16 protein-coding genes and 1 riboswitch are annotated in these 16,014 nt (G+C 34.8%); of the genes, 2 read left to right on the plus strand and 14 right to left on the minus strand.

Annotation, left to right across the window (positions count from 1 at the left end):
* Positions 1-134 precede the first annotated feature (134 nt).
* The 11 genes from bsdE14_RS05840 to cdaA form a co-directional block, all read right to left on the minus strand.
* Entirely contained in the window at positions 135-665 is a 531-nt protein-coding gene (locus bsdE14_RS05840) for a 2-oxoacid:ferredoxin oxidoreductase subunit gamma family protein (protein ID WP_264849020.1), read from the minus strand.
* 41 nt (positions 666-706) lie between these two features.
* Entirely contained in the window at positions 707-1,459 is a 753-nt protein-coding gene (locus bsdE14_RS05845; protein ID WP_264849021.1) for a thiamine pyrophosphate-dependent enzyme, read from the minus strand.
* A 91-nt stretch (positions 1,460-1,550) separates the two neighbouring features.
* Positions 1,551-2,618, minus strand: coding sequence for a 3-methyl-2-oxobutanoate dehydrogenase subunit VorB (locus bsdE14_RS05850; protein ID WP_264849022.1), 1,068 nt, complete (start codon positions 2,616-2,618; stop codon positions 1,551-1,553).
* Between the two features lie 14 nt (positions 2,619-2,632).
* Positions 2,633-2,842, minus strand: coding sequence for a 4Fe-4S binding protein (locus bsdE14_RS05855; RefSeq protein ID WP_264849023.1), 210 nt, complete (start codon positions 2,840-2,842; stop codon positions 2,633-2,635).
* 190 nt (positions 2,843-3,032) lie between these two features.
* Positions 3,033-3,698 carry a nucleotide-binding protein gene (locus bsdE14_RS05860; protein WP_264849024.1) on the minus strand — a complete coding sequence of 222 codons (666 nt, stop codon included), beginning with the start codon at positions 3,696-3,698 and terminating at the stop codon, positions 3,033-3,035.
* A gap of 89 nt (positions 3,699-3,787) precedes the next feature.
* Complete coding sequence (gene buk / locus bsdE14_RS05865; RefSeq protein WP_264849025.1) at positions 3,788-4,858, minus strand: butyrate kinase; 1,071 nt, start codon at positions 4,856-4,858, stop codon at positions 3,788-3,790.
* Positions 4,859-4,882: 24 nt separating this feature from the next.
* Positions 4,883-5,788 carry a phosphate butyryltransferase gene (gene ptb, locus bsdE14_RS05870; protein WP_264849026.1) on the minus strand — a complete coding sequence of 302 codons (906 nt, stop codon included), beginning with the start codon at positions 5,786-5,788 and terminating at the stop codon, positions 4,883-4,885.
* A gap of 21 nt (positions 5,789-5,809) precedes the next feature.
* The gene (gene buk, locus bsdE14_RS05875) at positions 5,810-6,898 is read right to left on the minus strand and encodes a butyrate kinase (RefSeq protein ID WP_264849027.1); all 1,089 of its coding nucleotides are present in this window, start codon (positions 6,896-6,898) and stop codon (positions 5,810-5,812) included.
* A 225-nt stretch (positions 6,899-7,123) separates the two neighbouring features.
* Positions 7,124-8,725, minus strand: coding sequence for an NAD(P)/FAD-dependent oxidoreductase (locus tag bsdE14_RS05880; protein ID WP_264849028.1), 1,602 nt, complete (start codon positions 8,723-8,725; stop codon positions 7,124-7,126).
* A gap of 65 nt (positions 8,726-8,790) precedes the next feature.
* Positions 8,791-9,996 (minus strand): CdaR family protein, encoded by a 1,206-nt coding sequence (locus tag bsdE14_RS05885; protein WP_264849029.1) that lies wholly within the window; start codon positions 9,994-9,996, stop codon positions 8,791-8,793.
* Entirely contained in the window at positions 9,972-10,799 is an 828-nt protein-coding gene (gene cdaA / locus bsdE14_RS05890; protein ID WP_264852228.1) for a diadenylate cyclase CdaA, read from the minus strand. The genes bsdE14_RS05885 and cdaA overlap by 25 nt, the downstream gene beginning before the upstream one ends.
* 197 nt (positions 10,800-10,996) lie before the next feature.
* On the opposite strand from cdaA, the gene bsdE14_RS05895 reads away from it, so the two are divergent.
* Entirely contained in the window at positions 10,997-12,007 is a 1,011-nt protein-coding gene (locus bsdE14_RS05895; protein WP_264849030.1) for a hypothetical protein, read from the plus strand.
* A gap of 135 nt (positions 12,008-12,142) precedes the next feature.
* Positions 12,143-12,271: riboswitch (cyclic di-AMP (ydaO/yuaA leader) on the plus strand.
* Between the two features lies 1 nt (position 12,272).
* Positions 12,273-12,800: a cell wall hydrolase gene (locus bsdE14_RS05900; RefSeq protein ID WP_264849031.1), complete on the plus strand. Its 528-nt coding sequence runs from the start codon at positions 12,273-12,275 to the stop codon at positions 12,798-12,800.
* Between the two features lie 52 nt (positions 12,801-12,852).
* Here bsdE14_RS05900 and bsdE14_RS05905 read toward each other — a convergent pair whose 3' ends face one another.
* The 3 genes from bsdE14_RS05905 to bsdE14_RS05915 all read right to left on the minus strand — a co-directional run bounded on the left by bsdE14_RS05905 (position 12,853) and on the right by bsdE14_RS05915 (position 15,967).
* Positions 12,853-13,707 carry an NAD(P)/FAD-dependent oxidoreductase gene (locus bsdE14_RS05905; protein WP_264849032.1) on the minus strand — a complete coding sequence of 285 codons (855 nt, stop codon included), beginning with the start codon at positions 13,705-13,707 and terminating at the stop codon, positions 12,853-12,855.
* A 78-nt stretch (positions 13,708-13,785) separates the two neighbouring features.
* On the minus strand, positions 13,786-14,100 hold the full coding sequence (gene trxA, locus bsdE14_RS05910) for a thioredoxin (protein WP_264849033.1): 315 nt from the start codon (positions 14,098-14,100) through the stop codon (positions 13,786-13,788).
* A 208-nt stretch (positions 14,101-14,308) separates the two neighbouring features.
* Positions 14,309-15,967 carry an outer membrane protein assembly factor BamB family protein gene (locus bsdE14_RS05915; protein ID WP_264849034.1) on the minus strand — a complete coding sequence of 553 codons (1,659 nt, stop codon included), beginning with the start codon at positions 15,965-15,967 and terminating at the stop codon, positions 14,309-14,311.
* Positions 15,968-16,014 lie beyond the last annotated feature (47 nt).

Consider the following 16,014-nt stretch of genomic DNA (forward strand, 5'->3'; position numbering starts at 1 on the left):
TTTTTACTTCCTTTCACTAATAGATAATAATTTTCGATTATACTATTTTCCTCATACATTATAACCTAAATTTACTTATATGTCTATTTTCAACAAAAAAAGCGGAGTATATTCACCCCGCTTTTTACTATCCCCTAAGCTACAAACTCAGCACCCTTTTCAAGAGCCTTTTTGTTTGCTTCAAAGAATTTTTCTTTTCCGTGATCTTTTAGAGCTTTAAGTATGTCATCCATGCTTACTATGCCAGTTTTTGCAACTAGTGCGCCTAGTAGTATCATGTTTGCTATAGTCTTGCTTCCTATTTCTTCAGCTAATGATTGAGCAGGAATACTTATAACTTGTATATCCTTTCTATCTGGGATTCTAGTTACAAGATCACTGTCTACAATTAACACACCATTTGGTTTTATTGTGTGTTCAAACTTGTCTAAAGATGGTCTATTCATTACAACTACTGTATCTGCGTCAGCAACTATAGGTGATCCTACTTGATCTCCTGTTAGGATTACGGAACAGTTAGCTGTTCCTCCTCTCATTTCTGGACCATAGGATGGTAACCAGGAAACATTAAGTCCTGCGTCCATTCCAGCATAAGCTAAGAATTTTCCCATGGAAAGTATACCTTGGCCTCCGAAGCCTGCAAAGATAATTTCTTGTTGAGCCATTTCATTACCTCCTCATATTCTTTTAAGCTCTGAGAAAAATTCTATTTCTCAGCTTCCGCACCCTTATCTTTCTTTACTCCTAATGGATAGTAAGGAATCATATTTTCTCTTAGCCACTTGAAGGACTCTTGTGGATTTAATCCCCAGTTTGTTGGGCAGATTGAAAGAACTTCTACAAGTGTGAAGCCTTTTCCTTCTAATTGATATTCAAAAGCCTTCTTTATTGCCTTTTTAGCCTTTATAACATTTGGAACACTATCAACTGAAACTCTTTCTATATAGTAAGCACCTTCTAAAGTTGATAGCATTTCTGATACTCTTATTGGATATCCAGCTAAATTAACATCTCTTCCATAAGGTGAAGTTTCAGTTACTTGACCTGGAAGTGTTGTTGGAGCCATTTGTCCTCCAGTCATACCATAAATACAGTTATTTACAAATATTGAGGTTATTTTTTCGCCTCTTGTAGCAGCATGAACTATTTCTGCTGTTCCTATAGCTGCTAGGTCTCCATCTCCTTGATAAGTAAATACTACTGAATCTGGATGAGTTCTTTTTATTCCTGTTGCAACTGCAGGTGCTCTACCATGAGCTGCTTCAAACATGTCGCAAGCAAAATAATCATATGCAAGAACGGAGCATCCTACTGGAGCTACCCCTATTGTTTTATCCATTATATTTAATTCATCCATTACCTCTGCAACTAATCTGTGTATAACACCATGTGTACAGCCTGGACAGTAATGGGTAGGTACATCTAATAATGATACTGGTGGTTGAAATACTATAGCCATAGCCTTTTTACCTCCTTAATTCAATCGGCTTATATCAGCCCTAATTATTTTTACAGCAGCAATTTTTGCTACAATCAATTAATTTATGAGCCTATTTTAGCCCAACTATTTCTTTAACCTTCTCAAAAATATCTTCTGGTTGTGGAACCATACCACCGGTTCTTCCATAGAAGTGAACAGGCTTTCTTCCATTAGAAGCTAGTCTAACATCTTCCACCATCTGTCCACAGCTCATTTCTACTGATAAATATCCGTGTTTTGTGCTATTTATAGTCTTTTCAAAAGCTTCTACTGGGAATGGCCATAGAGTAATAGGTCTTATTAAGCCTACTTTTATTCCTTGCTCTTTTGCCATCTTTATTGCATTTTTGCAGATTCTTGAGGTTGTTCCATAAGCTACTATGATTAAGTCTGTGTCCTCTTCTACATTGTATATTTCATATCTAACTTCATTCTTTTTTATTTCTTCATATTTAGCTTGAAGCTTTAAGTTATGCTTTTCCAATCCTTCTGGATCAAGATATAATGAGTTTATTACATTATGCTTTTTTCTTCCTTTTAGACCATTTGCTGCCCAAGTTTTTTCTGGAATATTCTTTGCTGGTCTTTCTTTAAACTCAACTGGTTCCATCATTTGTCCAAGCATTCCATCTCCCATAACCATGCATGGAGTTCTGTACATATCAGCTACATCAAAAGCATCTTGTACTAAATCAACCATTTCTTGAATTGAAGCTGGAGCAAATACTGGCATGCTAAAGTCTCCATGAGCACCGCCTTTAGTTGCTTGGAAATAATCTGATTGAGCAGGTTGAATTCCTCCAAGGCCTGGACCTCCTCTTACTATGTTAATAATAACGCATGGAAGCTCAGCACCAGCAATATAGGATATTCCTTCTGCCTTTAAGCTTATTCCAGGGCTTGAAGAGGATGTTAATGCTCTAACTCCACTTCCTGCAGCACCATAAATCATATTTATAGCAGCTACTTCACTTTCTGCTTGAAGAAACACTCTGCCTATTTTAGGCATTTTCTTCGACATATAAGCAGCTACTTCTGTTTGAGGCGTAATTGGATAACCAAAGAAGCATTGGCAGCCTGCTTGAATGGCAGCTTCTCCTATAGCTTCATTTCCTTTCATTAATACTCTTTCTCCCATCGAAGTCCCCTCCTCTATTTTTCTACAACTATTACACAATCAGGACACATTCTAGCACATGAAGCGCAGGCTATACACTTTTCCATATCTTCTGGTGTAATTTCTACTGGATGATAGCCTTTAACGTTTAATCCTTCTGAAAAGTTTATGATTTTCTTTGGACAAACTGCTATACAGTTCCCGCAGCCCTTGCATCTGTCTTGTCTAAAGGTCACTTTTGGCATAATGTGTTACCTCCTAATATTTAAATTTGGGTTTAACTGTGTTTGCAATATGCTCTGCATACTACGTTGTTTGCAGCTTTTACCTGAGTTTTGTAAAAATAACTTAAGCTTCTGCTCTGAGCCAATTTTGGTACAGCAGCAAAGGATTTAAAACAGGCCTGCTGCAAACCTTTACAGATAGAAAAAATTTCTATCTCCAAGGTGGTTTCATATATATATCAATAGGGAATATTTCACCCTTCACCTTGCCCTTAATTTCATCAACTAAGTCTCTTCTACATACAGTATATACGTACGGTATACCTAGTTTTTCAGAAACTTCTGCTACCTCTCTATCACCTTTCAATATATCCTCCACTGATGTTTCATAGGATAAATTTGTATTTGATATAAGATAACTTACTTTTAGTCTTGAAGAATATTGTATTGCATTTATATATTCCTCAGTTCCCTGTGAATCCTTTGTAAAAGGTCTATTGTTATTTACAACAAAGAACATTTCATAGGATTCCTCTCTAAAGTATCTATTATATTGACCAAGCACTACAGCACCCATGTCATCTCCTCCTATGTCCATAACTACATCATAGGATTTGTCATTGAATACTGCAATTACTTCTGCAGGAACTACTGCCAGTTCTGCATTTGAATAATGTGGATTGGAGGCAATAACCTTAATATTGTACTCACATTCAAGGTGATCCTTAATGTCTCTTACACAAAAGTAAGGGTTAACTATATCTATATCTACAATTGCTACTTTTTTACCTTGCTTTGCTAAATTTATTGCATAATTTATTGCTATTTCAGTTTTACCACTGCCAAAGTGACCAGTAAAAACTCTTATTCTGCTCATTACCTACTTACCTCCTTCCGCCTAAGCTTTTTATTTTATATTAGGACAGCTTAGAATATTATAACACTAAGCTGTCCAAAGCTTGCTTGTTATTTGTATAATCTAGCTTCTTCTTCGCCATTTAGCACTCTTAATCCGCCTTGTGCTAATGCTAACAGCTCATCTTCTCCTGGATATATTACTACTGGAGCTATAAATTCAACTCTTTCTTTTATATAAGCAGTAATTTCCTTTCCATATGCTATTCCACCTGTAAGTAGTATAGCATCAACTTTTCCTGAAAGTACTGTTGCACATTTTCCTATTTCTTTAGCTACTTGATATCCCATTGCTTCAAATAATACTTTTGCCTTTTTATCTCCAGCCTTAGCTGCAGCTAAAACTTCTCTTACATCATTTGTATTAAGATGAGCAACCAAGCCGCCCTTTCCTGTAATCATCTTTTTAATTTCTTCATAGGTATACTTGCCGCTGAAGCAAAGCTTAACTAAATCTCCAACTGGAAGTCCTCCAGACCTTTCAGGTGAGAATGGTCCTTCTCCATCAAGAGCGTTGTTAACATCTACTACTCTTCCATTTTTGTGCGCTCCTACTGATATTCCTCCACCCATGTGTGCAACTATCACATTCAAATCTTCGTATTTTTTTCCTTGTTCTTTAGCATATCTCTTAGCAACTGCCTTTTGATTAAGTGCATGGAATATACTTATTCTCTTAATGTCTGGTATTCCAGAAATTCTTGCTACATCCTCTAATTCGTCTACAACTACTGGGTCTACTATAAAAGAAGGTATGTTTAAAGATTTTGCTATTTCATTTGCAATTATACCACCAAGATTTGAAGCATGCTGTCCTAAAACACCTACTCTTAAATCTTTAAGCATTTCCTCATTTACAGAGTAGGTTCCTCCTTCGATAGGCTTTAAAAGTCCACCTCTTCCAACTACTGCATTAAGGGTTTTTATATCAAAATCTTTTTCCTTTAAAACATTCAATATTACTTCTTTTCTAAATTCAAATTGGTCAACTATTGTAGCATATCTTCCGATTTCTTCTGAAGAATGTCTTAAAGTTTCTACTAAAATTGGATTTTCATCCTCGTAAACTCCTATTTTTGTAGAAGTTGAGCCTGGGTTTATAATTAATAATCTGTACGCCATTGCTATCCCCTCCTGTATTACTTCTTATCTATTAAGGTTTGCAACTAGTGCTGCTAATGCTATAGAATGCATCTTAGTCTCTGGACTGTCAGCTCTTGAAGTTAATACTACAGGCGCTGAAGTTCCAACAAGTATTCCACCATTTTTTGAATTTGTAGTATAAGATAATGTCTTATACATTACATTTCCTGCTTCTATATTAGGAAGAAGCAATATATCTGCTTTTCCAGCTACTGGACCAGATATTTTCTTGTGCTTTGCAGCTTCTTCTGAAAGTGCATTATCTGTTGCTAGAGGTCCATCCACTATACATCCTTTAATCTGTCCTCTGTTGTTCATTTGAGTTAATATTGCTGCATCTACTGTAGCAGGCATATCTGGGTTTACTACCTCTACTGCACATATTGGAGCAACCTTTGGAGTTTCAATTCCAACTGCCTTTGCAACACTTACCGCATTGTTTAATATATCAATTTTAGCCTTTAGATCTGGATACATATTGAAGGCTGCATCTGTAACAAATAATAGTCTATCATAGCCTGGCACCTCAAATACTGCAACATGTGACATAAGCTTTCCTGTTCTAAGTCCTACTTCTTTGTTTAAAACCGCCCTTAGTATAGTTGAGGTTTCAAGCAGTCCCTTCATTAGCATATCAGCTTTACCTGAAGAAACTAGTTCTACTGCTTTTAACGCTGCTTTAGTTCCATCTGGTTCATTAACTATTTCGATGCCTGTTAAATCAAAATGGATTTTATCAGCTATAGCTTCAATTTTCTCCTTATCTCCCACAAGTATTGCATCAGCAAGACCACATGCCTTAGCATCTCTTATAGCTTCTAGCACTGGTTCATCTTGAGCTGCTGCTACTGCAATTTTTTTCATTTCATTGTTTTTTACTTTTTCTAAAACCTCTTGAAAACTCTTCATAACGTAATTCCTCCCATGTCATTATATTAATATTTCTTTCTCATATATCTTAGCTTTTTCATCACCGTTAAGTACTCTTATTGCACCTTCATATAGTGCCAGCATTTCATCTTCTCCTGGTACAACCTCTACCGGTGCTATAAAGCTTACTCTTTCTGTTACCCAATCTACAATCTTTTTATTGTAGGCAAGTCCACCAGTTAAGATTATCGCATCAGCCTTACCTCTAAGTGCAATTGACATAGCTCCAATTTCTTTTGCTATTTGATAAGCCATTGCTTTTAAAATCAGCTCTGCGTTTTTATCTCCCTCATCTATCATCCTATTAACTACTCTTCCATCATTAGTGCCTAAATAAGCTGTGAGTCCGCCTTCTCTTAGAAGCTTTTTTCTTAGCTCCGCACAAGTATACTCTCCACTAAAGGCCATTTTTGCTACTTCGCCAACTGGAAGGCCACCCACTCTTTCTGGAGAAAAAGGTCCATCCTCATTAGCATTATTTACATCTATGATTTTTCCCTTATACACTGGAGCAATGGACATGCCACCTCCAAGATGGGCTACTACATAGGAACTATTTTCAAAACTCAAGTCTAGTTTATTGCATACTCTTCTTGTAACAGCCCTTATATTTAAGGCATGTACAAGTGATTTTCTTGGAAGCTGCGGCAGACCTGAAATCCTAGCCACCTCTTCAAATTCATCTACGGCTACAGGATCAACAATAAAAGAAGGTATATTAGCCTGCATCGCAATACTGTGAGCTATAATGCCCCCTAAATTAGAAGCGTGCTCTCCCTGCTCTGCTAACCTTAAATCCTCTAGCATTTTTTCAGTTACTAAATATGTACCACTTGGCATAGGCTTTAAAAGTCCACCTCTGCCTACTACTGCTGAAAGTTCACTTATTTGTATTCCTTGTTCCTTTAGCCAGTTAAGTATAACTTCTGTTCTCATTTCCTTTTGATCATAAACTCTCTCGTACCTTTTAACTTCTTCAGTACTATGAGATAAATTTGTAACCTTTGATTCCCCTGCCCCATCAAACAGTGCAATTTTAGTAGAAGTTGAGCCTGGGTTTATAACTAATACATAACCTTTTATACTCATTTCCCCATCCTACTTTCTTAATTATTATGATGCACTTCATTAATGATAAATCTACACAACAATAATTTTAGCCCCAATTATTAAATTCACTACAGAAAATTTCAACAAAATCGATTGCAACAACTATTTCGTATTTTGGCAGATTTCCTTCATAATGAAAAATAAAAAACATTGTACAATTACATTTTAACAAATTTTCTATATACTTTGCAACATTTCAAAAAATTAATCTATTGAAGCCCATTCTTTCATTATGCTTTCTGCAATTTTTAGCCCATCAACCGCTGCCGACATGATTCCTCCTGCATACCCGGCCCCTTCGCCTGCAGGATATAAACCGTAAATATTTGAACTTTGCAAGTTTTCATTCCTTTCTATTCGTACTGGAGCAGAGGTTCTAGTCTCTATTCCAGTGAGTACAGCATCATCTGCCCCAAAGCCTTTGATTTTTCTATCAAAATTAACAATACCTTCTTTTAAGGCGTCAATTACGTAAGGGGGCAGACAGCCTGAAAGCTGTTTGAATTCATAACCAGGAGTATAAGTAGGATTTACTCTACCTATTTTTGTGCTTAGTCTATCCCTTAAAAAATCTCCAACCAATTGAACTGGAGCGCAGTAGTTTCCCCCACCAAGTTTATAAGCTAGTGCTTCATAATGTCTCTGAAATTCCATTCCACTTAGTGGACTGCACCCATCAAAGTCATTAGGTCCTACAGTGACAACTAAGGCTGAGTTTGCATTTTCTTTATCTCTCTTATAATAACTCATGCCATTAGTTACAAGTCTTTTGTCTTCAGAAGCTGCAGCTACAACTTCTCCTCCTGGACACATACAGAAGCTGTATACAGACCTATTTAGTTTTTCACTAGTATAGGTAAGTCTATAATCAGCTGCCTTAAGTCTTGGATGTCCCGCAAATTTTCCATATTGATTTTCGTCAATAAGACTTTGTAAATGCTCTATTCTCACACCTATTGCAAAAGGTTTTGCAGTTAATGTAACTCCCCTTTTATTAAGCATACTATAAGTATCCCTTGAGCTGTGACCAATAGCTAGCACAAGAGCCTCACAAGGAATTTCATTTTCATTTACTATTATACTGTGCAGTTTGCCACTTTTTATTTTTATATCTTCTAGTTTACTGCTAAAGCGTACTTCTCCACCCAGTTTAATAATCTCTTCTCTTATATTTTTTACTACAGTTTTTAGAATGTCAGTTCCTACATGGGGCTTTCCTGAATATAATATTTCCTTGGGAGCTCCTGCTTTTACAAAAGCATCTAATACATAATCGCATCTAGTATCCTTTATCCTTGTTGTAAGTTTTCCATCTGAGAAGGTGCCTGCTCCCCCCTCACCAAATTGTACATTTGATTCTAAATTTAAAGTTCCTGTTTTCCAAAATAAGTCCACGGAGGCAGTTCTCTCATCCACCTGCTGACCTCTTTCAATTATAATTGGCTTATAGCCTTTTCTTGCAAGCAGAAGTGCTGCAAACATACCTGCAGGACCCATGCCTACTACCACCGGCCTATGATTGAATAATTTATGCCCATATGAAAATTCATCATTATACTCCACAGTTTCTAGCTTTACATCTTTATCATCAGCTCTTTGAACTAATCTTTCTTCATTATCGCAGCTAACTTCTACAGAATAATTAAACTTAATATTGTCCTTTTTTCTTGCATCTACAGATTCCCTTAAAATCTTAAATTCCTTTATAGCATTATTTGATATTCTAAGCTTCTTTGCAGCTTTTTCTCTTACTAGTTCCATATCTTCTTCTATATTAAGTATTATATTGTTAATTCTAATAGACATTAAATTTCTCCCTTCGTACAAAACCCCACTTTATACAAAGCGGGGTTTAAAAGCTATTTTATACATTATTGAGTCTTCTTTTTCAAGGTTACCTTTACACTCTGAGGAGCAGAGGATACCTTTGTTATCCCATCAGGAACCGTAACATTTACATTTAGGTTATGCTCTCCTTCAGGCAGGTTATTAACATCTACACTGCAAGTTATATCTTCCGGCTTAAGAGCGTTGACTTGAGCCTCTATGCCTGATATTGTAAGTGATAATTTCGGATTATCAATTGTAGCTGTCAAAGTATCACTTAAATTTTTAACTGCAATATCATAGGTTAAGCTTTTAGAAATAATCTTATCTATAGTTGCTTTTATTTTAACAGTTTGGTCACTATTTAATAGAGTTACCCCCTGCGGTAATATTATCTTAGCTGTTACTACCTTATTAGGTGTCAGAGCAGCAAGGTCAATTGGTTCAGTATCAAGCGAGCTTATACCATCTATATTTGCACCTGCTATATCTACCTTATCTGGAGTAGCAATAAGAGTTTTAAGCACCATATCTTTACTTATATTTCCCTTTGTCTTTATGTTTATTCCTACAGTCTTAGTTTTCTTTACTGACACAGAAATTTCAGCAAGCTTTGGAGATATATCTACATCAGAAACAACTTTTCCTGATGCATCAAGTGCTTGAAAAGGAACGCTTAAGTTTATATCTGCATCAACGTTCTTTGCAGTGCCTTTTGCCACTACCTTTGCAACTTGATTTACATATTTAGCAGCCCCGTTTACTATTACATCTGTAGGCTTACTTGTGTAATTTGAAGATACATAGTATCCATCTTTTGCTTTAACATCCAAATCTACAACTACAGGAAAAGTCTTTTGAATTAAATCATCCAACTCTACCTTTAATACTAAAGTATCACTATTTAATACAAGTACATTTTCAGGATGATCTGTAATTCTTACAGGTATTTTATTTTCTCCCTTTCGAACTACATATTCTCCCATGTCAGCTATTACTTTAAAGTCCTGTGGCTTTATCTTATATATATCTGCAGGTTTCCCTTTCACATAAACAGATATAGTAAATTGCTGTCCTGGCAGTATTTTCATCTTTGATTGAGCTAAAGCATCAGTATTAATAAGTTCTACAGGAATTGACTTTACCTCATACTTTATCTGGTTGTCATTGATGTTTGAAATGTAAAGCCATAGTCCAAAAGCAGCAATTACACAGGTTATTTTAATTAGCCACTTATTTTTTTGATCCATAGCTTCACCTTCTCTCTATATGTAAGCTTTGATTTTTGTCTGCTTTTTATTATTCTAATAAGTATATCCTTAAGTCTGTCTTTATCATATCTCCTTGTAAGCTTTCCATTAACTGCAAGAGATACTGTACCAGTTTCTTCTGATACAATAATAATAAGTCCATCAGAGTTCTCGGATATACCAAGTGCTGCTCTATGTCTTGTACCTAAAGATTTACTTATGTCATTATTATTAGTTAACGGTAGGAAACAACCTGCTGCAACTATTCTATCATTTCTTATTATAGTAGCACCATCATGCAGTGGTGTATTTACCACAAAAATATTTTCAAGCAGTGCTGAAGTTACAACTGCATCAAGCTTGGTTCCTGTACCAATAACTTCACCAAGACCTGTTGTCTGTTCTATTACTATCAAGGCCCCTGTCCTTGTAGCTGATAAATTCTCAACTGCATTTACTATTTCAGTTATTACCTTATCCATAATTTCATCATCTTCCATGATGTGCCTATCGCTAAATGCGCTTCTGCCTAAATGCTCTAAAGCTCTTCTTATTTCAGGCTGGAATATGATTATGATTGCTATTACTCCTATGGTTATAGTATTGCTTAAAATCCAGTAGAGCATATTGAGCTGTAAAAGACTACTTATTGGAATAAGTGCTGCAATTAACAGTATCCCTTTCAAAAGTTGCTCTGCTCTTGTTTCTTTTATAAGCATATAACCTTTATAAAATATGTATGAGACCACGGCTATATCCAAAATTGCTGAAGGACTTAAGCCTTTAATAGTGCTAATTAGCATATTAAAAAATTGTGCCAAGCTTTTCACCCCTTAACCAGAATACCATATTAACAATTATACACCATTATTATTTTTATAGTATAGTATTAAATAGAAATTATTAATTAATTTAATTTGTTTTTACAGATATTTGAAGGAATTTTTTATGATATAATAGAATAATTATAATATTATTTTTCAAAAGGGGTGTCAATTAGTTGAAAGCAAAAACAAAAAAAATATTGACTACATTAGGGATTATAATACTAATACTAGCAATAATAGCCGGAGTTTTCTATGGAACTTATTACTTTATTGTTAACAAGTCATTAAGCGCCTATGAAAAGTCTATTAAAACAGAAATAGATAATATAAACAAGATAAATTCATCTATTACTGCTTTTAATAAGGAAAACAGCATTGACCCTGATAAAGTAAAAAAAGAACTACCTTCTAAAGTAGATTCATTACTAAAGGAAAAGGATAAAATTAACGGAATTAATCCTACTGAAAAATATTCTAAAGCACATGCAAGCCTTTTAGAAGGGCTAAATAACAATATCCTCATGTATAAACAAGTACAAGCCATCTTTGCTAATTCTCAAAGCAAGGACGTTGCAAATGCACTAGAGGATTTAAAAAAGTACAAGAACAATTGTGTTCAGGCATATTCCTTAATAAGTATTAAAAATACATCTGCTTCTTTTCCTACAGATGCCTCAACTACAATGGAAACAATAATATCCTATTTTACTGATATGGTAAAAGTAAATAGGGATAATGATATTAAGCAAAGTGTAAATTTAGAATTTATGAATAACATGGATGCAATATTGTCCAAGCTAACTGCTGTAAAGGTGGATTTAAGTGCAAACGTAGCTAAAGTTAGAGCAGGCAGTGGGAGTTATGATGAAGTACTATCACAAGTAGATGATAATTATAATAAGCTTCAAGAGATACAAAAGGCTTTCTCAAGCATTACAATTCCACAAAAGGCTTCATCTACCTATAAAATCTTTAAGAATGTGCTTGATAACTATGATGAATATCTAAAGAACTTTAAATATGCTTTGACAATAGAAAAAGAAGAAGCCTCAAAAGGTAAACCAAGTCAAGACTTTTTAAACTCAATTTATGCTACCTCTAGCAGTAATCTTCAGCAGGGAGATAAGTCCTATAATGATTTTATGAAGCTTTATGCTGATTTTAAAACTAATAATGTTAAATAGTAGTTAATAACTAAGGAGTAAGAAGTAATACGTAATAATTGAAATGTTCTGAGTCTATAATTTTAGTCTCAGGACATTTTTTCATTTTTTGTAAAGTTTATTAATTATTTCGTATTATTTTTTATAAATTGGTTAAAATACCTATGACCGAAGTTTATTAAACACGGGGAAACCACTTTTTTGGGGTGAATCGCAATTTATCATGCGTAGGTTATGCCTTTACCGAACCCGTCAGCTAACCCCGTAGGTAAAAGGAGGAAATTTAATGAAAAAAAGTTCAATTATATGCTTTTGTTTGAGCATAGTTTTAGCTATGCCTTGTTATAATGCAAAAGCACTAGTAAGTTATGAAGACGAGGCAGATTTATATAAAGAAGAAGTTCAAGCGGTTCAAGTATTCAGTGTGAATGATAGGAAAATTCCAATTACAGACCAGGATGTTTATCTAATGGCTCAGGTGGTATGTGCAGAAAGCAGAGCTGAACCTTATGAAGGTAAGGTTGCTGTTGCTTCAGTAATACTTAATAGGTTACAAAGCAATCAATTTCCAAAGTCTGTAGAGGACGTAATAATGCAAAAAAATGCATTTTCCTGTATCAGAAATGGTGAAATAACCATTGTTCCTGATCCAGCAAGTTACAATGCTGTACTTGACGCACTAAAAGGCAAAGATCCAACAGGAAAGGCACTGTTTTTCTACAACCCGAAAATTGCCACTTCCAGCTGGATGAAAAATATTAACAAGAAAAATGTTAAGTCTATAGGAAATCATGTATTTTTTGCTGTAAAATAATATTCCTTAAATAACAAAATCCTCGGTTTTATTAAACCGAGGATTTTGTTATTTAAGAATCCAAATATGATACTGCTGACAAAGCTGCAATTTGACCTTCTCCTGCTGCCTTTATATATTGATAAGGCTTTCCTATACAATCCCCTGCAGCAAAACATCCAGGTATATTTGTTTTCATTAATCTATCTACCTTTATATGACCTTCTTCTATTTCCAAACCTGGTACCAATTGAGCTGGTGGTACACTATCCTTTAGAACAAATACTCCATCAGTATCTACTTCATTTTCCTTAAGTATTAACTTGGAAACAAAATTATCGCCTTGTATTTCCACAGGTTTATCCTGCAAAATCTGTATCTCACTTCTAAGGTTATATTCTCCCTTATACATTGGAACGTAATATACCTTTGCAGCCAGCTCAGATACGTAATTTGCATCCTCTTCTGCTTCTTTGTTATACCCAACTATAGTTACTATCTTTCCCTTGTAAAGAGGTGCATCACAGGTTGCACAATACCCCACTCCCCTTCCAAGGAACTTTTCTTCTCCACTTAGGGGTTTTGTGTATTCTACACCTGTAGCTAAAATCACAGTTGTTGCCTCATACATTTTTTCATTTACCATAAGTGTAAAATAGTCTCCCATTGCATAAACATTATTTATTCTCTCATTTACAATCTCTATGCCCATGGAATCCATATGCCTTTGGAACTGATTTTTAAGTTCTTCTCCTGTAACATTATAAAAACCAAGATAATTATTTATCTTCGGTGCCTTAATGAGCTTTGCACTTAAATCTTTGCTTCCAAATAGGATTATTTTTTTGTTTCTTATTTTAGCATTTATAGCAGCAGAAATTCCTGCAGGCCCACTTCCAATAATAGCTATATCATACCTGTTATCCAATATTCACACCTCATTTACTATAATAAGTAAGAAGTAAGCTTTTCACTTTTACCTCTTACTTCTTACCTCTTACCTAGCTTATATATGTCTTTCTATAACTTCTTTTAAGGCTTGCTTTGGTCTAAAACCTATTAAGCTATCTACTGGAACTCCATTTTTAAACACCATTATAGTTGGTATACTTGCAATTCTGTACTTTTGAGCTACCTGAGGGCTCTCGTCTACATTAACTTTAACAAATTTAACCTTGCTGCCTATTTCTGAATCTAATTCCTCCATAATTGGTGAAATCATCTTGCAAGGCCCACACCAAGGTGCCCAAAAATCAACTACCACTGGTGCTCCAGTACCATTAATTTCTTCTAAAAATGTGCTATCTGTTACTTCTTTCATTTGCTTTTCCTCCTTATTATCCGTGAAAGTCCATTTAAGACTTTTACATCCTTATCACTAAAACCAAGGATAAATATCATATACCCCTGGTAGGTATTTATCTATATATAGATTTTATTCTATTTTTTCTATTAAGTCAACAGCTAAGAACTATGAAATAATAATTATTATCTTATTATTTATTCATAAAGTCAATATATACTACTATCTATTTTACCTTAAAACCTATAATTTTACAGCCCCTAGTTCCAACCACAAGCGTATCCTCAAAGGCTGCTGGTGTTCCTTCAACATTAGCACCTAATTCTATAGTGTCCATAACTTTTCCACTGATGCCTTCTATTAGCATAGCTTTTCCAGTAGAATCACATTGAACTATATAGCTCTTATCTTCCTTTGAGTATAAGGCAACTGGTGAACTCCAGCAATAGTTATTTAATTTTAAGCTCCATACTTCTTTTCCTGTATTTTTATCTATGGCTACAAGAACCCCTCCATTTGAGGATGTATGTCTTGCTATATTAAAAATAACTAAATTTTTTATATCTCCTTTTCCAAGTACCGGAGTGGCTAAAGCTCCTCCGTTAGTTTCTTCGTTGTAGGAGCACATGTATTTATTTTCCCATAAAAGCTTTCCTGATGCTGCATCAAACTTTCTAACATAGCTAAAGCCATTTTGTCCTTGGTGATCTACTTCACAAGCAGTATAAAGATTTAGTTCAGAGTCCTGTTTTTCAAGTACAATAGTGCTGTCAGTATCATCTTTTACATTTGATGCCCATAAAGGTTTTAAGTTTTTTAAATCAATACACTGGAGCATTCCGTCATTATCTGCAAAAAAGCCGTAGTTTTTATATATAGCTATGCTATTTTCTATCCCCCTTTTATCTTTTCCTGGAAAGCTGTATCTATACTTATCTAATTCAGGTTTAATTTCTACCTGTCCATTTTCATATTTAGTATTTAACTTACCAGAATAGACCACACCGTTTTCTCCACAAATAAATAAGTAATCATTAATTCTATCCACAAGCGCTGTGGAATCAAAAGCTCCCCAATCTCTTCGTGCAAAATTGTCCCTGCCCTTAATTTCATATAGCTTTTTAAAATTAGTAAGACTGAAAATTCTGTAGGCAAAATCTACATAACTACTTCCACTTCTATCTATACCTTGTCCAACATAGAGAAGAGGTATTCCCCTTGGGTCTACTGTAAGGCTTCCTTTAATGGGGGCACCAATATTAAGCTTAGTTCTAGTTTCGCTCCCATCTTCTAAATCCAAAAAATACACATTTCCATCTAGGGTAGCATATATTACTTCTTTTAAATTTTCCTTTTTCTTTTTGTTTTCTTTAATATTCATATTTGCAATAGCAGTCTTATCCCACTTAACAATAGCTGGTTGTCCATTCCAACCTACTCCTGACCAAGTATCTATGGTTCCTATATCCTTTTTCCAGAGAATACTTAACTTGCCTTCTTTTACATCTACCTTTCCATAACTTCCACCATCCCTGTTGTTATCTCCTCTAAAACAAGTTACTCCTGGAAGCTCTGCATAACCTTCACTGGTAAAGCTAAAATCTGGCCTGTTCTTATTTATCTTATCTAAATCATAGGACATTCCATATGTTGATATATTTGCAGAGGTGTCAGCAGAAAAATTTATTACACTGTTATTCATCAGCATATTTTTTCTTTTTGATTCCAGTGCAAATGCAGCTTGTATTCTTTCATAGGGATCTACAAAGCATGTCTCATTTCCCTTTGTCACTACATTTTTTGCCCTTTTGTTTTCAGGGCTTATGCCAGCAAATACCGGTATAATTAAAATACAAACTATTGCTTTTTTAATATTACTTTTCAAACATATACCCCCCCCTCATTGGTTCTAGAAGATGTATATGTTTGAAA

Source organism: Clostridium omnivorum (assembly GCF_026012015.1).
Classification (GTDB): domain Bacteria; phylum Bacillota; class Clostridia; order Clostridiales; family Clostridiaceae; genus Clostridium_AX; species Clostridium_AX omnivorum.